This is a genomic window from Bifidobacterium sp. ESL0775, assembly GCF_029395475.1.
In the GTDB taxonomy this organism is placed as follows: Bacteria; Actinomycetota; Actinomycetes; order Actinomycetales; family Bifidobacteriaceae; genus Bifidobacterium.
On the sequence record NZ_CP113917.1, the window covers coordinates 1,031,522 to 1,055,161 of the forward strand.

General features: G+C 60.9%; 18 protein-coding genes. 9 read left to right on the forward strand and 9 right to left on the reverse strand.

Annotation, left to right across the window (positions count from 1 at the left end):
- Nucleotides 1-135: 135 nt before the first annotated feature.
- Nucleotides 136-1,995 carry a dihydroxy-acid dehydratase gene (ilvD, locus tag OZX73_RS03625; RefSeq protein ID WP_277150740.1) on the reverse strand — a complete coding sequence of 620 codons (1,860 nt, stop codon included), beginning with the start codon at nucleotides 1,993-1,995 and terminating at the stop codon, nucleotides 136-138.
- Nucleotides 1,996-2,109: 114 nt separating this feature from the next.
- On the opposite strand from ilvD, the gene OZX73_RS03630 reads away from it, so the two are divergent.
- From OZX73_RS03630 to OZX73_RS03670, 9 genes are all read left to right on the forward strand, one after another.
- Nucleotides 2,110-2,733, forward strand: a complete 624-nt coding sequence (locus OZX73_RS03630; RefSeq protein ID WP_277150742.1) for a hypothetical protein — start codon at nucleotides 2,110-2,112, stop codon at nucleotides 2,731-2,733.
- 183 nt (nucleotides 2,734-2,916) lie between these two features.
- Nucleotides 2,917-3,210: a DNA-directed RNA polymerase subunit omega gene (rpoZ, locus tag OZX73_RS03635; RefSeq protein ID WP_277150744.1), complete on the forward strand. Its 294-nt coding sequence runs from the start codon at nucleotides 2,917-2,919 to the stop codon at nucleotides 3,208-3,210.
- A gap of 211 nt (nucleotides 3,211-3,421) precedes the next feature.
- Nucleotides 3,422-4,645 carry a methionine adenosyltransferase gene (gene metK / locus OZX73_RS03640; protein ID WP_277150913.1) on the forward strand — a complete coding sequence of 408 codons (1,224 nt, stop codon included), beginning with the start codon at nucleotides 3,422-3,424 and terminating at the stop codon, nucleotides 4,643-4,645.
- 215 nt (nucleotides 4,646-4,860) lie between these two features.
- Nucleotides 4,861-6,171, forward strand: coding sequence for a class I SAM-dependent methyltransferase (locus tag OZX73_RS03645; protein WP_277150746.1), 1,311 nt, complete (start codon nucleotides 4,861-4,863; stop codon nucleotides 6,169-6,171).
- Nucleotides 6,172-6,365: 194 nt separating this feature from the next.
- Nucleotides 6,366-8,966, forward strand: a complete 2,601-nt coding sequence (locus OZX73_RS03650) for a primosomal protein N' (protein ID WP_277150748.1) — start codon at nucleotides 6,366-6,368, stop codon at nucleotides 8,964-8,966.
- 86 nt (nucleotides 8,967-9,052) lie between these two features.
- A complete protein-coding gene (locus OZX73_RS03655) occupies nucleotides 9,053-9,760 on the forward strand; it encodes an HAD family phosphatase (protein ID WP_277150750.1) in 708 nt (235 codons plus the stop codon).
- Nucleotides 9,761-9,770: 10 nt separating this feature from the next.
- Nucleotides 9,771-10,814: a methionyl-tRNA formyltransferase gene (gene fmt / locus OZX73_RS03660; RefSeq protein ID WP_277150752.1), complete on the forward strand. Its 1,044-nt coding sequence runs from the start codon at nucleotides 9,771-9,773 to the stop codon at nucleotides 10,812-10,814.
- Between the two features lie 185 nt (nucleotides 10,815-10,999).
- The gene (gene arc, locus OZX73_RS03665) at nucleotides 11,000-12,541 is read left to right on the forward strand and encodes a proteasome ATPase (RefSeq protein WP_277150755.1); all 1,542 of its coding nucleotides are present in this window, start codon (nucleotides 11,000-11,002) and stop codon (nucleotides 12,539-12,541) included.
- A gap of 28 nt (nucleotides 12,542-12,569) precedes the next feature.
- Nucleotides 12,570-14,360, forward strand: coding sequence for a proteasome accessory factor PafA2 family protein (locus OZX73_RS03670; protein ID WP_277150757.1), 1,791 nt, complete (start codon nucleotides 12,570-12,572; stop codon nucleotides 14,358-14,360).
- A 182-nt stretch (nucleotides 14,361-14,542) separates the two neighbouring features.
- Here OZX73_RS03670 and OZX73_RS03675 read toward each other — a convergent pair whose 3' ends face one another.
- From OZX73_RS03675 to OZX73_RS03710, 8 genes are all read right to left on the reverse strand, one after another.
- On the reverse strand, nucleotides 14,543-16,060 hold the full coding sequence (locus OZX73_RS03675) for a proteasome accessory factor PafA2 family protein (protein WP_277150760.1): 1,518 nt from the start codon (nucleotides 16,058-16,060) through the stop codon (nucleotides 14,543-14,545).
- A complete protein-coding gene (locus tag OZX73_RS03680; RefSeq protein WP_277150762.1) occupies nucleotides 16,060-16,251 on the reverse strand; it encodes a ubiquitin-like protein Pup in 192 nt (63 codons plus the stop codon). The genes OZX73_RS03675 and OZX73_RS03680 overlap by 1 nt, the downstream gene beginning before the upstream one ends.
- Before the next feature lie 59 nt (nucleotides 16,252-16,310).
- Nucleotides 16,311-17,168 (reverse strand): inositol monophosphatase family protein, encoded by an 858-nt coding sequence (locus OZX73_RS03685; protein WP_277150764.1) that lies wholly within the window; start codon nucleotides 17,166-17,168, stop codon nucleotides 16,311-16,313.
- 137 nt (nucleotides 17,169-17,305) lie between these two features.
- Nucleotides 17,306-17,590, reverse strand: a complete 285-nt coding sequence (locus OZX73_RS03690; protein WP_033521170.1) for an HU family DNA-binding protein — start codon at nucleotides 17,588-17,590, stop codon at nucleotides 17,306-17,308.
- 290 nt (nucleotides 17,591-17,880) lie between these two features.
- Nucleotides 17,881-20,433 (reverse strand): lysylphosphatidylglycerol synthase transmembrane domain-containing protein, encoded by a 2,553-nt coding sequence (locus tag OZX73_RS03695; RefSeq protein WP_277150767.1) that lies wholly within the window; start codon nucleotides 20,431-20,433, stop codon nucleotides 17,881-17,883.
- The gene (gene purB, locus OZX73_RS03700) at nucleotides 20,430-21,875 is read right to left on the reverse strand and encodes an adenylosuccinate lyase (RefSeq protein WP_277150769.1); all 1,446 of its coding nucleotides are present in this window, start codon (nucleotides 21,873-21,875) and stop codon (nucleotides 20,430-20,432) included. Before purB ends, OZX73_RS03695 begins: the two co-directional genes overlap by 4 nt.
- A gap of 42 nt (nucleotides 21,876-21,917) precedes the next feature.
- Nucleotides 21,918-22,589: a DUF6466 family protein gene (locus OZX73_RS03705; protein ID WP_277150771.1), complete on the reverse strand. Its 672-nt coding sequence runs from the start codon at nucleotides 22,587-22,589 to the stop codon at nucleotides 21,918-21,920.
- Complete coding sequence (locus OZX73_RS03710; protein WP_277150914.1) at nucleotides 22,586-23,638, reverse strand: vWA domain-containing protein; 1,053 nt, start codon at nucleotides 23,636-23,638, stop codon at nucleotides 22,586-22,588. The genes OZX73_RS03705 and OZX73_RS03710 overlap by 4 nt, the downstream gene beginning before the upstream one ends.
- Nucleotides 23,639-23,640: the final 2 nt, after the last annotated feature.

Here is a 23,640-nt window from a genome sequence, read left to right on the forward strand (position 1 = left end):
TATTGTTAAACAGTCAGCACATCACGCAAGACCGCTGAGCTTATTGATGAGCTCGGGGTCTCGGGCCGAACCGTGAAGCGGGGAGTCCTGTGGACTCCCCGTAGGTGAGGTGAGCGACCGCTAAGGTCGCGAAGGCTACTTGAGGCCGGAGAGCTGATTTATCAGCTCGGGGTCTCGAGTAGCTCCCTTATCGGCGGAGCGAGCGAAGGCGGCGTAGGCCTTGAGGGCAAGGGAGACCTTGCGGTCGCGGTGGGCGACGTAGCCGTCTCCGGCTTCAAGCTCCTTGCGACGCTCCTCGAATTGCTCGGGGGTGAGCTCCACGTTGATGGTGCGGTTGGGGATGTCGATGTCGATCATGTCGCCATCCTTGATCAGCGCGATCGGACCCTTGTTGGCCGCCTCGGGGGCGACGTGGCCGATGGCCAGTCCTGACGAACCGCCGGAATAACGGCCGTCGGTGATCAGTGCGACATCCTTGCCGATGCCCTTGCCCTTGACGAACGAGGTGGGGTAGAGCATTTCCTGCATGCCCGGTCCGCCCTTCGGCCCCTCGTAACGAATGACCAGCGCCTCGCCCTTCTTGAGCTTGTCGCCCAGAATGACCTCGACGGCCTGCTCCTGGGACTCGACGATGTGGGCCGGCCCGCGGAACTTCCAGATGTTCTCGGGCACGCCTGCGGTCTTGACGACGCAGCCGTCGGGGGCGAGGTTGCCGCGCAGAATCGCGAGGCCGCCTTCCTTCACGGCTGGATGGTCGATGTCATGGATGGCGCCGTTGACGCGGTCGGTGTCGAGAGAGTCGGAAAGCGTTTCCTGGATGAACGGTTCGGGGGACTTGATGTGGCCCGGAGCCGCACGATAAAGTTCCTTGGCCTTGGCAAGGCAGGTGGGGCGCATGATGTCCCAATCGTTGAGCTTCGATTCAAGGTCAGGATAATCGACGGAATGCACGTCCTTGTGGAGCTTGCCAGCGCGGTCGAGCTCGCCCAGGATGCCGCAGATGCCGCCGGCGCGGTGCACGTCGGAGATCTCCCAGTCGCCGGAGGGGCTGGCCTTGCAGATGCAGGGAACGGTGTGGCTGATGCGCTCGATGTCGTCAAGTGTGAAGTCGACGTCGGCGCTCTGGGCGGCGGCGAGGATGTGCAGCACGGTGTTGGTGGAACCGCCCATGGCCACGTCCATGGTCATGGCGTTCTCGAAGGCGTGCTTGGTGGCGATGGCGCGCGGCAACACGCTCTCGTCGTCCTCGTCATAGTAACGGTGCGCGAGGTCAACGATCTTCTTGCCGGCTTCGATGAAGAGCTGCTTGCGATAGCCGTGCGAGGCTAGCGTGGTGCCGTTGCCGGGCAGGGCCAGGCCAAGCGCTTCGGTCAGGCAGTTCATCGAGTTGGCGGTGAACATGCCGGCGCAGGAGCCGCAGGTAGGGCAGACGGTTTTCTCGTAGGCGAGCAGATCCTCGTCGGAGACGTTGTCGTCGGCAGAGGCATACATCACGTCGATCAAGTCGGTGGTTTCGGTCTTGCCGTTGGACAGTGTGGTCTCGCCGGCCTCCATTGGGCCGCCGGAGACGAAGATGGTGGGGATGTTGAGGCGCAGCGCGGCCATCAGCATGCCGGGGGTGATCTTGTCGCAATTGGAGATGCAGATCAGGGCGTCGGCGCAATGGGCGTTGACGGAGTATTCGATGGCGTCGGCGATGATGTCGCGGCTCGGCAGCGAGTAGAGCATGCCGGTGTGGCCCATGGCGATGCCGTCATCGACGGCGATGGTGTTGAACTCGCGGGGGATGCCGCCGGCTTCTTCGACGGCTTTCGAGACGAGGCGTCCGACCTTGTTGAGGTGGACGTGGCCAGGGACGAACTCGGAGAACGAGTTGGCGATGGCGACGATGGGTTTCCTGCCCAAGTCTTCCCCTGGCACGCCTGCGGCGCGATAGAGTGCTCGGGCACCGGCGAACATGCGGCCGGTCATGATATTATGTGAGCGCATTTGCATAATTCCATATAAGTTCATCGGCGCGGTGTTTGTCGAATGGCGACCAAATGATGAAACGTATGGACGATTTTTTTAGAGGTTTTCATTACGTTGTGTGATTGATTGGCGGATGGCATGAAAAACTGGTATAAAAAGCTCCTGCGCGTGGTGTGGATCGTCCTGGCTGTCATATTGGTGCTGTGCCTGGCGCTTGTCGCCGCCGACGTTGTCAAAGAGGCGTGGCGACAGCATGAAATCAAGGAAGATGAACGGACGATATCCGTTGAACCCGCGGTGAGAAAATCGTTGGATTCCTATATCGCCCTGCTTACAGCGACATTGGAAAACGACCAGACGGTGCTGTCCAATTATTCGCAAAAAGAACGGGATGTCGCGGCGGATTGCGAAGACATCTATCTTCATTCGGACGGCATGCCGAACATGGACCATGTGAAAATCAACGTGGATGTTCGCTATATGCAACATGAGAACGGCCGTGTCGCGCTGGGCGTCGACACCAGCACCATGGTTTTGGCGAATAAGCCCAGTTGCCTGACCGGCTCGGGATGGCAGAACACCGATTGCGAACTCACTGCTTGGAGCGATGACCACGTGCTGACCTTCATCACCCCATCGATGGTGGGTTTGGGAGGGAAAACCAAGGTGCCGTATGTCATTCATGACGACGAGACGTTGTTCTGGCCGGATGAGCCCGGATATAAGCCTCTGAAAGACCTGCGCAAGTGGGATAAGCGGTAAGGCTTGCGTATGCGCGTTGTCTTTAGGATTCCAGCTTTTGCATTAAGGGTTTTGAATAGAAAGATTCTTTCGACAACTGGTATATTTTTCATTTCTCTTTTCAATGAAAGCAGCGAAATATCATAGGTATTGAGTATAATAAATCTTTTGAGTAGCTTTATTCTTCTTTAGGGAGCAAACAATATGGCATTTGGCACCGAGCCTACACCGAGCGGTCTTGCCGATCCGACGATCGACCAGTTGATGGAGCATTCCGAGCACAACAAGTATTCGCTGTCGATTTTCGCCGCGAAGCGCGCCCGTCAGATCAATTCTTATTTCACCCAGCTCAACGAAGGCCTTCTGCAGAACGTCGGCCCGCTGGTGGAGTACCAGAACAACGAGAAGCCGCTTTCCATCGCCTTCCGCGAGATCAACGAAGGCCTCTTGGAAGAGACCCTCGGCGAGGACGATTTGAGCGAAGGCAGCATCGACTAGTCTCGTTCATTTCCAAGCGTTTTTCTTTAGCCCGATTCCGTTTAAGGAGTCGGGCTTTTGTCTGTTTGTAGGCGATATTCATACTTGGATTTTGATAAGCATATTGATATTTCGATATATAGACATGCGCGTAGAGTGACGTCTCGTATGTATACACGTCGGCCGCTTGCGGCTCTGGCATGGAAGAAAGAAGTTCACTGTGTCTACAGAAGTGACAAAAGAGCGTCGCCTGATTTCAGCGGAATCGGTTACCGAAGGGCATCCGGACAAGGTCTGCGATCAGATTTCGGACGCGATTCTTGACGATATGCTTCGTCAGGACCCCCATTCCCATGTGGCCGTGGAAACGTCGGCCGCCATCGGACAATTCCTTATTTTTGGCGAGGTAACCAGTTCCGGTTATTCCGACATCCAGCGCATCGTGCGCGATGTCGTCAAGAACATTGGCTACACCTCCTCCGAGGTCGGCCTTGACGCCGATTCCTGCGGCGTGCTGGTCTCGTTGACCGAACAGAGCGCCGAGATCAACCAAGGCGTCGACCGCCTTAACCCCGAGCAGGAATCCGCGGTTTCGCGCGAGGAACGCTACGAGGCGCAGGGCGCCGGCGACCAGGGCATCATGTTCGGTTACGCCTGCGACGAGACGGACGTGTTGATGCCGCTTCCTATCTATCTTTCGCATCGCTTGGCCTTCCGTCTGGCCCAGGTTCGCAAGGAAGGCATCGTGCCGCACCTCCGCCCGGACGGCAAGACGCAGGTCACCATCGAATATGACGACAACGACCGTCCCGTCCGCGTCGATACCGTCTTGATCTCCACGCAGCACGATCCCGAGGTCGGCCATGACTGGCTTATGGAGCAGTTGCAGGAGCACGTCATCAAGCCGGTGCTTGAAGAGGTCTGCGGCACGCGTATTCGCCACGACGATTACCGCGTTTTGGTCAACCCGACCGGCTCCTTCATCCTCGGCGGCCCGGCGGCCGACGCGGGACTCACCGGCCGCAAGATCATCGTCGACACTTATGGCGGGGCGGCCCACCACGGCGGCGGCGCCTTCTCCGGCAAGGACCCGAGCAAGGTCGACCGTTCCGCGGCCTACGCCACGCGCTGGGTGGCCAAGAACATCGTCGCCGCGGGCTTGGCGCACAAGGTCGAGGTGCAGGTGGCCTACGCCATCGGCGTCGCCGACCCGGTGAGCGTCAACGTCAACACCTTCGGCACCGAGATCGGCGGCGTGACCCGCGAGCAGATCCAGGCCGCGGTGCGCAAGGTTTTCGACCTGCGTCCGGCCGCGATCATCGACGAGCTCGACCTGCTGCGCCCGATCTACCTGAAGACCGCGGCATACGGCCACTTCGGCCGCACTGACCCCGACTTCACCTGGGAGGCCACCGACAAGGTCGACGAGCTCAAGGCGGCCATCGCCGAAGGCTGAGCCTCGAGCTGGCCGGTTGCAACTGGCTTGTATATAGAGAGTCGCATCCTAGGGATTTCCGAGGGTGCGGCTCTCTTTGTGTTTCCTAGGCTTGCGAAAATATCCAAGAATTTCACGGCCAGCAAAACCGTTACGGTGTCGTAACTGGGCAATAGGCTGAATATGATTTTGCATGAGGAAAATGCAATGGAATGCACTTATTTTGGAGGTTGCGCATGGCCGCTATGACCGTAGCCGATATGGTCTCAATGTTCCTCGAGGACAATGGGAAAATCAACATCACCGCGTTCGACGGCTCTTCGTTCGGGCCGCAGGACGCCCCGCTGCACATCACGGTGAACAACTCACGCGCTGTGTATTACATGGTCGACCATCCCAACGATCTCGGCCTCGCGCGCGCCTACCTGCAGGGCGACATCGCCTCGCCGGAACTCATCCCCGGTGACCCGTATGAGGTGTTCAAGGAGCTCATGGCCCTGAAGCCCGACACGAAGAAGCCGAATCCGGCCGACCTGGCCCGCATCGTCGCCTCCGTCTATTCGCACGGCATCCGCCACCCTGAAGCCCCGTCGATTGAGGGCCCAAGCCGCTGGAAGCGCCGTACCGAAGGGCTGCTGCCGCATTCCAAGGCCGGCGACGAGGCCACCGTGAGCTATCACTACGACCAGTCCAACGAGTTCTACCGTCTCTTCCTCGGCTCCTCGATGACCTACACCTGTGGCGTGTTCACCTCGCCCGAGGATTCGCTTGAGGACGCCGAATGGCGCAAACTCGACCTCGTGCTCGACAAGCTCAACCTCAAGCCCGGCGATCGCCTGCTCGACATCGGTTGCGGCTGGGGCTCCATGGAAATCCGCGCCGCGCAGCGTGGCATCAAGGTCTTGGGCGTCACCCTGGCCGGGGAGCAGGTCAAATGGGCCAAGGAATGGATCAAGCGCGAAGGTCTCGAGGACCTCGCCGAGGTGCGTCAGATGGATTATCGTGACGTGCCGGAAGGCGACTTCGACGGCATCTGCTCGATCGGCATGATGGAGCACGTCGGCTTCAAGCACTATCCCTCCTACTTCAAGGAGATCTTCGACAAGCTCAAGCCCAACGGCCGCCTGCTGAACCACCAGATCACCCGCGTCAACTCCATGACGGGCAAGGCCGCCGGCGAGTTCATCGACCGCTACATCTTCCCCGACGGCCAGCTGGCCTCCCCGGGCGAGATTGAGACCGTCATCCAGGACACCGGCTTCGAGGTCGTCAACCAGGAGAACCTGCGCCAGCACTACGCGCTGACCCTGCACAACTGGAACAAGAACCTGGTCGCCGGCTGGGATCGCGCCGTCGAGCTGATGGGCGAGCCCAAGGCACGCCTGTGGGGCCTCTACATGGCCGGTTGCGCCCTGAACTTCGAACTCAACAACATCCAGATCCACCAGTTCCTCTGCGTGCGCCCGGACGACGAGAAGATGACCGACACCTACCTGCTGCGTCCGTGGTGGGTCGAGGATTCGACCGTCAAGCCGACTGAGATCTGAGTTTCTTTTTTCTACTCTGTTTTTTGTATGTGGCTGCATGCTTTTGGCATGCGGCCACATTTCGTTGGTGTTGCTAAAGTTTTTAATCGACTGTTTACTATACTTGTAATACGTTTTGATTCTCGGCGTGATTATATTGGCGGACGACGCGATTCCAGGTTTTTGTGTATCCGCGGCCTTGCTATCCTTGAAGCATGAGTGAACCGCAGGCCGAACAACCGGCGCTCGCCGGGCTGGCCCCGCGCAAACGCCGCAAGACGGTCACCCATACCCCAGCTGGGGAGAACCCGATCGCACAGGTCGTGCTGGACGTGCAGGCCACCCATTTGGGGCAGACTTTTGATTATCTCATCGATGAGAAATTCTCCGAGGCGGCGCAACCGGGCGTGATGGTCCGCGTTCGTTTCGGCGGCAGACGCGTCAACGGCGTCATCTGGGACCGCGTCGAGAAAAGCCATACCGCGGCTTCCGCGTTGCGTTACATCGAACGGGTCATGACCCCCGACGTCTTGGTGTCGGCCTCGATGCGGCGTGACATCAGCGCTATTGCTGAAGCCTATGGCGGCACTCCCGCCAATATCCTGCGTTTGGCCGTGCCTCCTCGTGTGGCCAAAGTCGATAAGGAACAGCATCTGGCGATGGCCGGAACGTGGGCGGGCAGCCGTGGCAAGGTCCGGCTGGATGACGACGCGCTTGGGCGCGGGGGTGAACGATTGCTGTCGAGTTACGACAACGCTCCGGCGCTGCAACGGGCACTGACTGGCGGGGGTTTCGCCTCGTTCGTGGTGGATGCTCTGCCGGGGGCAACGCGTTGGGCCGACGATTTGGCCTATATGGCCTCTGCCGCTCTGCAAGTTGGTCGAGCCGCCGTTCTGGTGCTGCCGACCATGCGCGAGGTCAACGATGTGGCGGCGGCCCTGCGGCGATTCGGCCTCAAGCCGTTCAGACAGACTGCCGCGACGCATGGCGGCTATGACGGTGATTTCGCGTTGCTGGCGGCGGCCATGGCTCCGGCCGAACGGTATCGCTCCTATCTGGCGGCGGCGAGCGGTCAGGTGCGCTGCGTCATCGGCACCAGGGCAGCGATGTATGCGCCGGTTGAGGGACCGGGGCTGTTCGCCATCATCGAGGACGTGGCCTACCAGAACGCCGACGGCATGATGCCGTACGCCGCCGCACGCGGAGTGCTCCGCCTGCGCGCGAAGCTTCATGGCGGCATGTTTGTGGCTATGGCCAATGCCCGTAGTGCCACGAGCGAATGGGAAGTGAGCGCGGGTTCCGGTGGCGCGACCTCGCATAGGGCCAATGCCATGAATTATGACGCGAACGGTACGAGAAATATCGACACGGCGGAAAGCGCTGACAAGGCAGAAAACAAATTCACCGATAACGGTGGTAATGATTCCCATGCCATTGCTGAAGAAAGCAAAACCGTTGGTTCTGCAAGCGACTCAGCGGACGCCATTGGGATAGACAAGAATCCAATATCCAAAAGTAATGCAAATCAACCAGAGCCAATACTGGAGACCGGCGAGACCTATCCGTTGGATATGGGCGGGAAGGACAAAACAAAACAGGCCGAAGAAACCGCAAAAGAGCAGAAGGCTGAGGCGGACGACGCGATATTCTCCACCGAACCGACCTGCCAAGTCGAAGTCTGCGAGACGCCAGTCAGCGGGTTCAGCACTCCGGTGCATCCGCTTCCGGCTGTGGTCGAAAACGTTTTGCCGTGGATCCGATGGCTCAACCGTGACGAATTGGCGCGTCTGGCCGACCCGTCGATTGGCGCCCGCGTGCCGCACACCGCGGTCCGTGTCCTTTCCGAGGCCTTGGAACGGGGCCCGATCCTCTTTTCCATTCCCCATGACGGCGTCGCCGAAGTCCTGAGTTGCGCGCGTTGCCACCGCCAGGCCCGTTGCCCGCGCTGCACCGGGCCGTTGCAGCGGGTCCGTGGGGGAGCGCCGCGTTGTCGCTGGTGCGGGGCGCCGGCCAGTGATTGGACCTGTCCCCAATGCCATGGCAAGCGGATGAGTGTCGTGCGTGTGGGGGCGGCGGGCACGGCGGCGCAATTGCAGCACCTGTTCCGTAGCATCCCCATGGTCCTTTCCAGTCCAAGCCAGCCCAATGGCATCGTCGAATGGATTCCGGACCAGCCGCTGATCGTCATCGCCACGCCCGAGGCCGAGCCGCGGGTGAGGAAAGAGGACGGGACCGTCGGCCATTACCAGGCCGTGGCCATTCTCGATGCTTGGACGAGCCTTTACGCGCCGGGGGTCGATGCTCGCATCGATGCGCTGACCGCTTGGATGCGCGCCGCGTCGATGTGCGCCTGCCGTGAGGAAGGCGGGCAGGTGCTCCTGCTCGGCGAGACGGACCCCGCGATCGCCGAATCGCTGGTGCGATGGGACTCGCGCATCCTCGCCGCCCGCGAGCTGGACGAACGCGCGGAGACCGGGCTTCCACCTGTTTTCGCGGTCGCCTGCGTCTGGGGAAGGCGGGACGCGGTGACGGCGACCCTGGCCCATATCGGGGCGTTGGACGGCGATTGGAGCCAGGTCCAGACGCAGGTCGGGCTGTTGCCAGCCGTTTTGGGGCCGGTGCCCATCGCCCAGCCGCGCACGGTGGACGCCCGCGAGCTGGAGGCCACGCAGGATCGTGTCAAGGCCGTGGTACGCGTGCCGCAAGGGCTGCGGGCGCAACTGGCCCAGCGCCTGCACACCGAGGTCGCCAGGCACGTCGCCACGCGCACGCCGGGGGAGTTGCGGTTCCAGCTTGATCCCAAGGATTTGATCTGATTCGATATGGCGTTTTCGGTTCCATCGTCGCCGTGCTATGGAAACATGGAAACTAATAATGCCAACGTGTTGTTGAAGGAGGAGCCATGAAAGGCTGGCCGGGCGAACCGGAGATGGACTATAACGTGATCAAGGCTGAGGACGCGGCGCAAGGTGCCGCGGGCGAGCCCATTGAGAACGTGATTTTCGATTTCGGCAACGTGCTGGTGCGTTGGGACCCGCAGGCGGCGATGTTGCCGCGGTATTCGCAGGAGCTGACCGACAAGTTCCTCGACAACGACGTCTCAGGCTTCTACGACGCCAGTGATTCCATGGACATCGGTGGCACGGAGGCGGAGGCCATAGCCCGGTCCCGTAAGAAATACGGCGATTTCTGGGCTGACATGATGGTCTATTACTATGACAATTTCGAGGATTCGCTGGTCGGCCCGGTGGAGGGCATGCGTGTGCTGGTTAACGACCTCAAGGCGGCCGGCATCGGCGTGTGGGGGTTGTCGAACTGGGCGACCGAGCTGTTCCCGCCGGCCAAGAGGATGTACCCGATTCTGAGCGATCTGGACGACGCGGTGGTCTCCGGCTATGTCAAGCTGCGCAAGCCGCACCGCGACATTTTCGAATACGCGCTGAAACGCTTCGCCATCGACGCCAAAACCGCTGTCTTCATTGACGACAAGGCGATGAACATCGTCGGCGCCAACGCCTCCGGCATACGCGGTGTGCGGTTCGACGATTCCTACAAGCTGCGGGCGCTGCTGCGGCAGCAAGGTCTGAATATCCCTGGTATCCAGCGCTGAAAGGGGCTCCATGCTGAAAGTGTTGTTCGCGGGCACGCCGGACGTGGCGGTTCCCGGGTTGCGTCGGCTCGCCGGCGACAAGGAGCATTTCGAGGTCGTTGCCGTGCTCACCAGGCCCGACGCGCCGCAGGGGCGCGGGCGCAAGCTGACGCCAAGCCCTGTCAAAGAGGCCGCGCTTGAGCTGGACATCCCCGTGCTGGAAGGTGATCCGAAGGAACCATCGTTCATCGCCGAGCTCAAGGCCACGGGCGCGCAGGCCGGGGCCATTGTCGCCTATGGCAAGATCCTCAAGAAGGACGTGCTCGCCGCTCTGCCGATGGGTTGGTACAACCTGCATTTCTCGTTGTTGCCGCAGTGGCGCGGCGCGGCTCCCGTCCAGCGCTCGATCTGGAGGGGCGACACCGTCACCGGGGCCACCGTCTTCAGACTGACCGAAGGCATGGATACCGGCCCAATTCTGGCGCAGTCGACCTGCGAGATCGGCCCGCACGACACTTCCGGGGACCTTCTGGACCGCCTCGCCGAGGACGGCTCGCATCTGCTGGCCTCAGCGCTTGAGGCCATGGCAGAAGGGCGGATTGTCATGCAGGAGCAGCCGCAAGGCGCCTATGAGGTGGCCAAGAAGATCTCCCACGACGACGCGCGCATCCGCTTCGATGTGCCTGTGTTTGCCGTCGACCGGCAGATTCGCGCCTGCACGCCCGAGCCGGGTGCGTGGTGCATGCTGCATCCGCAGGGAGTGGTCTCCGCTGATAACGGGAATGGTGATCGTGCCTCGGCTGGTGAGGATGTCGAAAAGGATATGGGCGACGCAGAACCGTTCCATGTGCTTGAGGCTCGTCCGGCGGACGAACAGGACCCACAAGTGCCCTCGGATCTGAAACCGGGCATGCTGGCCACCACCAAGAAGCATGTCTGGATTGGAACCGCCACGGCACCAATCGAGTTGCTGCGGGTCAAGGCACAGGGCAAAAAGGCCATGCGCGCCGCCGACTGGGCCCGAGGCGCCCGTCTCGCCCCCCGATGCCTACGTCGACTGAATCCGCGTTGTTGATTAGGGACCAATTTCCGTTTTCCTATAAGGATTATGTTTTTCCATCGTGATGGTTGCTTTCCGAATATGTTGCGAATTACATATCGACAACGTCCAGAATACATGACGAGGGCGTAAAACTTTCGTCTGACTCCCTAAGATGGGGAGAGATATCTACGGATAGAGGATTCTGATGCGGGGGATATATGAGTGATGACGAGGATAGCCCGGAGGCGTTGGCGCGGGAGAACGACAACCTGCGGGCCAAGAACCATGCGTTGGCCGTGGCGCTCACGCGGGCCGGCAAGGAGTTGCAGAAGGCCAAGTCCCAGCTCGGATTGATGGCCTCGCCGCCGTTGAACTTCGCCACGATGGTGCGTGTGGACTCGTGTGCTACAGACGAACAGGGTGTGCAGCACGCCAAGGCCGAGGTGCTTTCGGGCAATCGGCGGCTGATCGTGCCGGTGGCCTCGAACGTCCCTGCCTCGCGTCTGGTCGGCGGCAGGACCGTGCTCTTGAACGAGAACATGGTGTTGGTCGAGCAGCGCGGGCTTGAGATTTCCGGTGCGGTGCGCGTCGTCAAACAGGCTTTGGACGACGGTAGGTTGATGGTCGCAGACGAATCCGGTAACGTCACGCTTGTCGAGCGGGCCAGCGCGCTCGCGGATGTCGCCATCGAGTCGTCCGCCCGGATTCTGGTGGACGGCGCCGCCCGTTTGGCGCTGGAGGTCTTGCCGGGTGAGAACGCGACCGATCTGGTGCTGGAGCAGACGCCCGACGCCACCTTCGACGACATCGGCGGGCTTGATTCGCAGATCGAGCGCATCAAGGACGCCGTCGAGCTGCCCTTCCTGCACCGCAAGCTTTTCGAACGGTACGATTTGCGGCCACCCAAGGGCGTGTTGCTGTATGGGCCTCCAGGCAATGGCAAGACGCTGATCGCCAAGGCCGTCGCCAATGCGCTTTCCGGAGGCGATGCCGAGAACGGCGTGTTCCTTTCAGTCAAGGGCCCGGAACTGCTCAACAAATACGTGGGCGAGTCCGAGCGGCTCATTCGCCTGATTTTCAAGCGGGCCCGTGCCCGTGCCGCCGAGGGCAAGCCGGTCATCGTCTTCATCGACGAGATGGACTCGCTGTTGCGTACGCGCGGTTCCGGTGTGTCCAGCGACGTGGAGACCACCATCGTCCCGCAGTTCCTGGCCGAGCTCGACGGTGTGGAAAGTCTTGATAACGTCATCGTCATCGGCGCCTCGAACCGCGTCGATATGATCGATCCCGCTGTGCTGCGCCCGGGGCGTCTCGATGTCAAGATTCGCATAGACCGGCCCGATGAAAAGGCGGCGGCGCAGATCGTATCGCACTATCTCACCGATAATCTTCCCTACAAGACTGGGCAGGACGCGGCGTCGCTGACCAAAGTCCTGGTCGACAGCGTTTACGCGGACGGCCCACAGCGCCATATCTGCGACGTGTGCGACGAGCAGGGGCGTTGGTCGAGAGTCATGTTGGCCGATGTGATGTGCGGGGCGATGCTCAAGAACATCGTCGACCGCGTCAAGACGCACGCCGTCAAGGATTCGATCACACAAGGGCGGCCGATGGAGATCGGGGCCGATACAGTGCTTCGTGCCGTCGACGACGAATTCGCCGAGACCAGCGATTCCGTCATGGATTCCGACCCGGTGCAATGGTCGAAGATCAACGGCATCGCCGGCGGCCATGCCGTGCGCATCCGGCCGGCGCAATGATTGGTAATACAAGAAAGGCGTAATGCGAATGACTGTACGTAGGATGATGGGCACCGAGACGGAGTATGCGGTTTCCGACTTGGGGCAGTCGCATTACAATCCCGTCCAGCTTTCGTTCGATGTGGTTAGTGGTGCGGCGGACCCTGAAACACAGCACATCCGCTGGGATTACCGGCAGGAGGACCCGTTGAACGACGCCCGTGGCACACGCTTGCCGCGTGCCGCCGCGCGTGCGGATATGCTCACCGACGAGCCGCAACGGCAGATCGTCAACGTCATTGCGCCCAACGGCGGCCGCGTCTACGTTGACCACGCGCATCCTGAATATTCCGCGCCCGAGACCATGGACCCTTTCGAGGCTGTCTGCTACGACCACGCCGGAGATCGCATCATGCTTGAGGCCGCCCGGAAAGCCAACGAGCGCAAGGGTTCCCATATCGTTTTGCATCGCAACAACGTGGACGGCAAAGGCGCCAGCTGGGGCACCCATGAGAACTATGTGATGTTGCGTCGCGTCCCGTTCAACCGGGTGGCCGCGCTGATGACCTTGCATTTCATCTCTCGCCAGATCTACACGGGTTCCGGCCGTGTCGGCATCGGCGAGAAAAGCGAGGAAGCTGGATTCCAGCTCAGCCAACGCGCCGATTATATCCATTCCATCGTCGGCCTGCAGACCACTTTCGACCGGCCGATTATCAACGCCCGCGACGAATCCCATGTCACCGGCGATTACCGGCGCCTCCATGTCATCGTCGGTGACGCCAACCGCATGGACGTGCCGCAAGCCCTGAAACTCGGTACGACGAGCATGCTGTTGTGGCTGCTTGAGCAAACCATGCTAGGAAATAGTCATACGAACGATGCCAATGACACCTCGAATTTTGAGCATGAAGGCGAACGCGGAGTTCAAGCTGGTGAGATTGGCGATGATGCGCCGATGATTAGTGATGACAATGCATTCGATCTTGACGGTTTGCTCGCCGATTTGCAACTGGTCGACCCGGTAGGGGCCATGCATATCGTCTCCCATGATTTGACACTTGGGGCGACATTGCCGTTTGAGCATGGAGGCGACACGACCGCATGGCAGATCCAAGTGCGCCTGCTCTCGGCCGTATCCGCGCAAGGTGCGGCCACCTACGGCACTGACAGCAGGGGAGAGCCGCTCTGGCCGGATGAGCCGACCAAACGGATCATGGCGATGTGGCGTCAGGCGCTCGCCGATGTGGCCAAAGTCCGCCACGCCACCGGCGACGAACGCCTCATCATGGCCGGCGAAGGCTCCCGCCTGGAATGGTTGCTGAAGTGGCAACTCCTGGAACGCCTGCGCCGCAAGACCAGCGAACCGTGGTCCAGCCCCAAACTCGCCGCCCTTGACCTGAGCTGGGCCGCCCTCGACCCGTCGCGATCGGTCTTCGCCCGCCTGCAATCGCAGACCGAGCGCGTGGCTCTCGACCAAGCCGAAGACCCAAGCCAAGCCGATATCGAAGTCCAACGCGCCACATCAATGCCGCCCGAGGACACGAGGGCATGGCTGCGCGCCGAAATTATCAAGCGTTTCCCTCAAGACGTCATCGCCGCCTCGTGGTCCCACGTCACGGTTCGTGCCGCCCAAGACGACAGTGCCGGTGCCGATACCGACTACACAACGGATGCCGAAGGCAACCGCATGTCCCGCACCTCGTCCCATCTTTTCTCGCTGGATATCTCAGAACCAACTTATTGGTCCAAGTCCCGCTGTGAACAAGTACTATCAGATTCTGAAACTCACAACGAATCTGCAGTACAGACTTTAAAACGTCTAGCAAGTCAAAAATAAGTAGTCAAAAGTGTAAACGTAAGATTATAAGCCAAAGTGAGTGGAGGGCTGGGATATGCGATGGCTAGACATAAAGCTTGGCCTACCGGCCTGGAGGGTGTCTAGACATTGTATATCCCAGCCCTCCACGGTGACGCTGGAAAATAGATAAAGCAATTAAATGACAGCTAATAAAAGTAAATCTACAAACTTTCTATTAGTTGCTTATAATCTGCATCATCTTCAAACGCAAACGGATCGATGAGTTCGGCTTCGCGGCGGGTCGGAGCTGTCGTCTTCAAATGCGTCCAATCGCAACTGAACGAAGCTCCGCTATGCAGAGCTTGACGAATGAATCCTCCACGCAAGGCTGCGCGGGTATCCTCCGGCGGATTGTTCAGCGCTTGTGCAACTGTATCGTCGCCAACCAGTTCCTTCATGAGACCGTGCTTCATCAGTGATGGATAGATGCTCCCGTTGACGATGTCGTGGTAATTCAGGTCGATCTCACGCGCTTGGACTTGCGAAAGCGAGGGGTTGCGGCGTTTCATCTGCGTCAACAGCTGGTACTTCGCCACCCAGTCGACCCGATCGCTCAATGAGTCGAAATCGCGTTCCGAAAGCGCGTCCAGTGTCCGCTTCCATTCGTTGAGAATGTCCCTGCAGCTGGTCTGCGGTAAGGAGTTTACGACTCCATCGCCATGTTCTTCAAGGAAACGATCGACGATGTGCCAGTAAAGATATTGGATTTCCAGAGCGGTGACGCTGTCAGTTTCGCCGGGATTCTCAGTCGTCTCGGCCCCAAACTTCCGTTGCATTGTGCGGAACGCTTCGATATCCTCAAGTTGCATTACAGATTCTCCACAACTCAAATCGACGCTCATCGCTTGGTTCGAAGCACTCGGATCGGTCAATCCGCAGGCTTCGAACCCGGAGGGCACACCTCGCCGGGCCGCGTCCTCGATGACACAGAGCACCAGATGCGTGGTCGCCAGTTTCATGAACGTGGCCCATTGCGAGCGGTTCGAGTCGCCGATGATGACGTGCAGGCGGCGGAACTCGTCGGGGTCGGCGTGTGGCTCGTCGCGGGTGTTGACCATCGGGCGAGAACGTGTGGTGGACGAGGAGACGCCCTCGTCGAGGAATGCCGCGCGTTGCGTGATTTCAAACCCGTTTTCGCTCACACGTCCGGCTCCGGTGAAAAGCTGCCGGGTCACCAGGAACGGCAGCAGCTGTTGCTTGATGATGGGCAGCGAGATGTAGCGCCGCACCAGATAGTTCTCATGGCAGCCGAACGAGTGGCCAGCCGAGTCGACGTTGTTCTTGAAGAGGTGGATGGTGGCGTGTTCGCCGTGCGTTCTGCGTAGCCGCTCCTGCGCGCCTTTGGCGAGCCGACGCATGATTTCCTCGCCGGCCAGATCCTGCGCCAACGCCTGCGAGGGGTCACGGGCCTCGGCGGTGGCGTACTCGGGGTGTGAGCCGACATCGAGATAAAGTCGAGAGCCGTTCTCCAAGTACGTGTTGGTCGAGCGCGAACGCGAGAGGATTGGCGCGAACATCATCATGGCGACCTGACCTGGGTCACAAGGCTGGTTCGCCCCGGTCACGGAGACGCCATGCTCCGTTTCGATACCGAAAATGCGGGCGAAGGAATCGTATTCGGGGGAGCGCCGCGTGCGGTTGCCGGGCCCTTGGTTGCTGCTGTCGCGCAGCTGTGGCATCACTCGCCGCCTTTTTGCACGAAGCTGGAGACATACTGCTCAGCGTCGGTCTCCAGGGTCGAGGAGATGTCGTCAAGCACCGCGTCCAAGGCGTCACCTTGTTCTTGCGTGTCAGGCGCTTTCCTGACCTGTTCCTCGGCCTTGTTTTCAGGCTCGTTCTGTTGCCGTTGCTGCTTGAATTGCTGCGCCATGTCACTCCTTAACGCGGGAAAACTGGAATGAGCTTCCGCTCTTACTGTTAACGATTGTATTACTGGAAGGGATACACCAGATCGACCAGATAAGGCTCGAGCTCCTTGTCGATGAGCCCATTGGTGGCCACCACATCGTTCTCGCTGCGCCAATGGATTGGTTTGCCGTTCCAACGGCTCACCTTGCCCTGCGCCTGCTGCACCACGACGGTGCCGGCCGAGACGGCGGGGATGTCCCAACGGTGGAGATGCGGTTCGAAATAGGCGTCATAGGTGCCGTCAGCCACTTTGCACAGATCCAGCGAGGCCGGGCCCACACGCTTGACGTCGGCGGGCTTCCCAGCGATGTCGCTCAGGACATGGAACGCCCGTTCCGACTCCTCGGGCACATGCGACATGCCGAAACTGACCACCGAGCCGGTGAGGGTCCTCGTGGTGGAGGGGATGGCCTTGCCACGTTTCTCGCCGATCGGCGTGCGGCGGATGCGGATGGCGCCCTGCCCTTGGGCGGCCAGGTACGTCAAGCCCAGCGCCGGAGCATGCACCACACCCAGGATTGGCTGCGCGGAGTTCTCCTCGTTGAATTCGAACAGCGAGACGGTGATGGTCCATTCACTCATGTTGCGCCGGAAATTGATGGCGCCGTCGATGGGGCCCACACACCAGAACCTGTCACCGGGCTTGGCGTCATCCGGCCGGTCGCGCCACATGCCGTCATAGGGTTCCAAGTAGTTGAGGCGGTTCTCGATGAAGGCGATGAGCTTCTTGTCGATGCTGCTGCCGACCTTTTGGCTGGTGGCTGGAATCTCGAAGACGTCGAAATCCTGGGGGTTGATCTGGTCGTGCAGGGCGTGCTTGCCCGCATCCTGCGTCACTTGGGCCACCTTCAGAGCGAGTGCCCGTGGATTCGTCGTCATATTGCCTGCCACCTCTACTTTTTGCTGTCTCTATAGTATCCCGCAGGCTTTATAACTTTCCAACGTACACGCCATGAAAAAACCTCCGATCGGATTGGCGATCGGAGGCATACAGATCATAAAGACCTGCCTTCAGCTCACTTGGAGGCGACGGCCTTCTTGAGGAGGCTGCCTGCGGAGATGCGGACACCGTAGGAAGCAGGGATCTTGATCGTTTCGCCGGTACGCGGGTTGCGGCCGGTGCGGGCGGCGCGACGAACGCGCTCAGCGGAGAACAGACCGGTGAGCTTCAGGCCTTCGCCGGACTGCATTGCCTCGACGAACACATCCTGGAAGGCGTTGACGGCCGCTTCGGCCTGTGCCTTGGTCAGGTTGGACTTCTGTGCAATCTTCGAAACGAGATCAGACTTGTTGTATGCCATGAAGAATCCTTCTTGATTAGGGGCTTTCCTGTTTGGTGAAAGCCACGTTTCAGTTACATAGTTTAGCCTAAAGTCTCGCCAAATACCGCCAATTTCGAGTGATTTTTCCTTGATTTGTAAAGATTTGACCCGATTGGGGGTCCATTTTCACTTGAGACGGCCGTCTGTTGGTTGCCGAGGACGTCGTTTGCATAAAAACGGCATTGCCAGGACGCTGATTCTACAGTGCCATGTATGTCTTGGCATGTTGCTTCAGGCGTTCGATGCGTATGAATCCCAGCGTGTGGGACTTAGAGGAGGTTGTGCTTGTCGAGTCGCTTCATGGCCAGCGCGCCGATGGGGATGCGCAGCCAATAGAACCCGACGCGGTAGAGCAGCGTGGCGCTCAGGGCCACGGCCGGGGGCACGCCGATGGAGGTGAAGGCGAAGGTCAGCGCCGCCTCTACCGCGCCCAGGCCGCCGGGGGTGGGCATCGCGCTGCCAAGTGTGTTGGCCAAAAGGAAGACGAAGATGGTCTCCAGGGGATTCGCGCTCGTGCCGAACGCCAGCAGCGCCACCCAAAAGCCAAGCCCCGTGGCGATGTTGAGGATCAGCGCGCCGACGAGGCCGCCGACGAGTTTCGTGGGCTGGGCCAAAACCTCGACCAATTGGTGGGCGTAGGAACGCAGCAGCGGCAGGTATTTGTCGACCAGCAGGCGGCGGATCGGTGGAATGGCCATGCACAGGCACAGTGCGAGCACGATGGCGCCGATGACGACGACCAGCGTGTTGGTGGGCACCATGCCGGAGAACATGTTGCGCCCTGTGAAGAGTCCCATGACCAGCAAAAGCACGATGGTGGTCAGTCCCTGCACGGCCCAGGTCACGCTCATGATGGCCGTGGCGGCGGTGTTCTTGTAGCCGTTCTTGCGCAGGAACTGGAGGTTGACGAAGGCCGGCCCCACTCCTGCGGGCATGGAGACGGCGGTGAACCCGGAGGCGGCCTGGGAGCAGAAGAGGTCGAACCAATGGCGTTTGCCGTCGTCCATGAACGAGCCCAGGGTGATGGCCGAGCCGACCCAGGCGAGCATCGAGAAGAGCAGGCAGACCAAGGCCCAGCCGAGGTTCGCGTGCCGCACCGCGTCGATGACCTCGTTGGGGCGCAGCTGGGTGAAGATGACGGCGACGGCGATGATGAGCAGGGTGATGGAGACGAACGATTTGACGTTGAAACGGGCCAGCGTCACCGGTTCGGCCGCGTCGACCTCCTCGTGGGGCGCCAAGGCGTTGAGCCGGTCGCGCACCTCGCCGATGGCCTGCTTGTTCCATCCGGGCAGGTTGCGGGTGGCCGAGGGCACGGCGACCTTCTGCACGAACGGGGCCAGGGCGACCAAGGTCTCTCGTCCCCAGGCCTTCATGGCGGTGTCGATGGCGAGTTCCGGGCTGGTCAGCGTGCACAGGAGCATCAGCAGCTGTACTTTGTCCATGGCGATGTTGGCGCTTCCGCTGGCGTAATCGCCGTTCTGCCAACCCACGATGGCGGGTTGGCCGTCGATCCGCGCCAAGGTGTCCGGCGTGATGCGGCGGTGGGTGTAGCCGCGGCTGTTCGCTCGGGCGAGGTAGTCCATATATCCGGCCATCGTGTCCGCGTCGAGGTATTGCGGATCGCAAGGGCTTGGTGTGTCGGTGACGTTGAAGACGAGCACCGATGATTCCTCGCTGTCCGCGACCCCGTAGGCGCTGGGAGTGGTCAGTCCACAGGACTTGAGGCCCAGGAGCATGTCGAAATGGTGGTGGATTGCGTCGCTCGCCGAACGGTCACGACGCATGCTGACCCCGGTGAAACGAAGTCCTTGCCATAGCTGGTTCAGGTAGCCGGCGGCGTGGGGCAGCGAGTCCAGAACGGAGATGATATAACGATGTCCTTGACCATCGCGGGCGTCGTAGATGCGGGAGTTCTCGATGAGGTCGTCGTCAAGCCTGGTCTTGAGCACGCCCGGCTCGTTGTCGGCGTCCATGCGGCGGTGCAGTTCGGTGATGTCAAGACCGATGCCACGCACGGCCTGGACGACGCCCGTGCCCCAAAGTCCTTGGGTCCGCGTGCCCATGGCGAAACGCAGGACGAGGCCGATGACGCGGCCGACGGCGAAGGAGACGATGACCCCGGCCACGGAATGCCAGGAGACGATGACGAACACGGCCGCCGCGACCAGGAGGGTGTTCCAGCTCCATTTGACCGACGAGCGCGAGCGTTTCGGCCCCGCGACGGTGAGGAAGGCGCCGATGCCCGCGTAGAAATCGGGCAGCATCGCCGGCCCGGACCCCTCACCGGAACGCACGGCGGCCAGCAATGCGGGGACGCCCAGATGGGCGAGGATGAACGAAAGCCCCAGAATAAGGGCGTAACCGCAGAACAGGGCCACCACGGAGACCGCGGATTGCAGCCATTCCCGGTTGATGAGCAGATCCACCAAGACACCGATGACGATGACGAAGCTCAGGAACTGCTGGAGCACCGAGACCGGCAGGTCCATCAGCCAGTTTATGGCCTGCCCTGCGGTTTTCGCGTCGTATTCCACGCCGGTGGTGATGCCCCTCATGTAGGTGGCGAACACGATGACGACGACGGCGAGGATCAGCGCCCCCGCCGCATGGAGCAGGTCGTTGGCGTTGTGCGTGCGCTGCGGGGCGACGTCGTCGATGTCCGCGGGCCGGTGGTGCCTCGGCGTGGACGGCGTGCCTGAAGCGTCCGAAGTATCCGGGGCATTCGTTCCGGCGCCGGCCTCCGGTTTCGTGCCATCCAGTTCCGGGGTCGCCGTTGTCGGCTCGTCGGTCGGCGAGGTTGCAAACGTCTCGTTGGTCATTGCCGGTCGAAATCCACCAATCGCGCGGCGAGGCCGGTATAGGTCTGTGGGGTGAGCGCCTTCAGACGGGCCGCCGTGGCCTCGTCGAAGTCCAACGAGTCGATGAACTCCTCGATGTCGGCCTTGGATATGCTCTTGCCGCGCATAAGCTCCTTGACCTTCTCGTATGGGCGTTCCATGCCTTGTCGTCCGGCGAATTCCTGGGCGCGCATGGCCGTCTGGATGGGCTCGCCAAGCACCTCCCAGTTCTCGTCGAGCTCACGCGTGATGACCTCGAAATTGGGATGGATGGACTTGAGGCCGCCCAAAAGGTTGTCCAGCGCCAGCAGCGAATAGCCGAGCGCCGCGCCGATGTTGCGTTGCGTGGTGGAATCGGTCAGGTCGCGTTGCCAGCGGCTTTCGACCAGCGTGCTGGAAAGCGTGTCAAGGAACGAGCAGGAAAGCTCGAGGTTCGCTTCGGCGTTCTCGAAACGGATCGGGTTGACCTTGTGCGGCATGGTCGACGAGCCGGTCGCGCCTTTGACGGGGACCTGGGCGAAGACGCCGCGGGAGATGTACATCCAGATGTCCACCGCGAGGTTGTGCAGGATGCGGTTGACATGACTGATGGTGCCATAGAGCTCGGCCTGCCAGTCATGGCTTTCGATCTGCGTGGTCAGCGGATTCCATGTCAAGCCCATGCGGTTGGTGACGAATTCACGCGAGATGGCGAGCCAGTCGGCATCGGGGCAGGCGACGGTGTGGGCGCCGAAGGTGCCGGTCGCCCCGTTGATCTTGCCGAGGTATTCCTGTTCGTCGACATGCTTCAGCTGCCGGTTCAGGCGATGGACGAAGACCGCCAGTTCCTTGCCCAGTGTCGTGGGGGTGGCCGGCTGGCCGTGAGTCAGCGCGAGCATCGGCAGGTCTTTGAACTCCTCGGCCTTCGAGGCCAGGAAATCCGTCAGCTCACGGGCTTTGGGCAGCCACACCAAGGTGACGGCCTTTTTGATGCAACGGGCGTTGGCCAGGTTGTTGATGTCCTCTGAGGTGCAGGCGAAATGCACCAGGGTCTTGAGGTTCGGCAGTTGCGTGTCAGGGCCCAAAACGTCGGCGGCGCGGTCGAGCTCGTCGTCGATGTAATATTCCACGGCTTTCACGTCGTGATGCGTTTTGGCCTCATAGGCCGCGTGGCGGGCGATGCCCTCCGCTCCGAAGTTTTCAGGGATGGTCCGCAGATACTCGATTTCCGCGGCGGTGAGCGGTTTGACCCCTTCGAGCACGGGTTTGTCGCCGTTGCCTTCGAAGCCGTTGGCCAAAAGGATCATCCATTCGATCTCGACGGTGATCCGTTCGCGGTTCAACGCCGGCTCGCTCAAATACTCGACGAGCGGGGCGGTTTGCTTGTGGTAGCGTCCATCCAATGAAGTCAACGCGATTGCCGGTGAAATTTGGGTCAGCTGCATAAGCCCCAAGCCTAGCGCAACCCGTTGTCTGCCCGGGCGTTTTCACCAAGGCTTGACGTTGGCGCTGTCGTCCTTCTTCGTCGGGGTTTTCTTGTCGCCGTTGACCGGGCCGTTGGGCTGGTTGGCCTTGAGCGTGTCCTCGACCTGCTTGCGCTGCTCGTCGGTCAGCCCTTGGTTGTTGCCTTTGCCGGATGTCGACGATCCCGAGCCCTGGCCGTTCGCCTTGCCGCCGGTTCCCTTCCCGCTGCCGTTGCCATCGTCCTTGGCTATCTTGCGTGCGGTGGAGGAGGTGAGTTTGCCGGAGATGTCGCTGTTGACGTTGATGACCTCTTTGGTGCTTGGCGTCAGCAGCAAGCCCAAGCGGCGCGCCTCATCGAACTGGGCGTTCGTCTGGTCGAGCTGCGCCTTCAACTGTTGCTGGTCCGCGTTCGGCTTCTTGGCGTATTCGAGGCTGGCGTTGAGCGATGCGGTGGCCTGGTTGTAGGTGTCGATCGCCGTCATGTTCGCCATCAGCACCCCGGCGACGACCAGGAGGATGACGGCCACCACGCCCATCGCCACGCGGATGGGCAGGGACACGATGGCCTGGCGCCTCACACCTTTGGCCTTGGCGTTAGTGGCACGGCTCGCGTCGCGCTTTTTGCCGTTTGGTTTCGGCGCCTTGACTGGTGCCGAGGGAGGGGCGAGCGTGGTGGTTTTCCCGTTCTTCTTCACAGCAGCCTCCTTGAGGTCGCCAGCCAGCTGCCCATCTCCATGGCCAGCAACGCGGCGAGGGCGATGGAAAAGGGCCAGACCACGGGCATGACGCGCTCGCGCCGTTTGGGGGTCTCCACGGTCCTGAAATGCTTGGAGATCGAGGTGACCGAACGTTTGTCGAGTTTGTGGGTGGCGTCAAGGATGACGCATTTGCCACTCATCTCGTCGGCTATCGCTTTCAGATTCTTCTCGTCCATCTTCGAGACGCCGGGTTGCCCGGTGGCCGGGTCCTTCACCCAGTCATCGTTGGCACCGCTGGCATTGGAATCGTCATCCGGGGAGGAATCGTCCACGCCGGCCTTGATCTCGGGAATCTGCCCGCCTTGCGCGCTGCCGACGCCGATGGTGAAGGCGTCGTCGAGGTATTGGCGCAGCGAGGAGAAGGTGCGCCGGGCTTTCGCCGAGGTCTGCTCACCGTCAGATATGTAATACAGGACGATGCGGTCTTTCGGATGCGACGAACGCATGGATTTGAGCGTCACGAGCAACGGGTCGATCGGGGCGTCCAGGGTGGAACCCGCCGAGACGGCGGTCGGCTCCGGCTGAAGCCCGGTGGCCCAGTTGCGTATCGCGCCGACATCGGGGGTCAGGGGCACGTCCAGCGTCGCGCTGGCGCCGAAATGCACCGCCGCGAAACTGGAGTTCTCATAGATGTCGGTCAGGTCATCGATGGCTTTCCTGGCCGCGTCCAGACGTGTGATTGTCGCCTGGGAGCCGTAATGGGCGTCGTTGACCGCCATGGAACCGGTCACGTCCGTGGCCAGCACGACGTCGGTGGTGTTGACCGCCCGGCTGGTCGTGGTGGCCAGCGTCGAAGGAGTCAGCGCCAGCACGGCGATGAGCACGCAGATGGCGCAACGGCGTATCGAGGCCCATGCCGTCTCGTCGCTTTGGCCTTTCCGCTTCTGATGCAACACGATGATGGCCACCGCGAAACCAATCATGACCGCCGCGATGGCGATGCCAGCCGGCCAGCCCAAAGCCGGGGCGAAACGCCAGTTCCTCAATT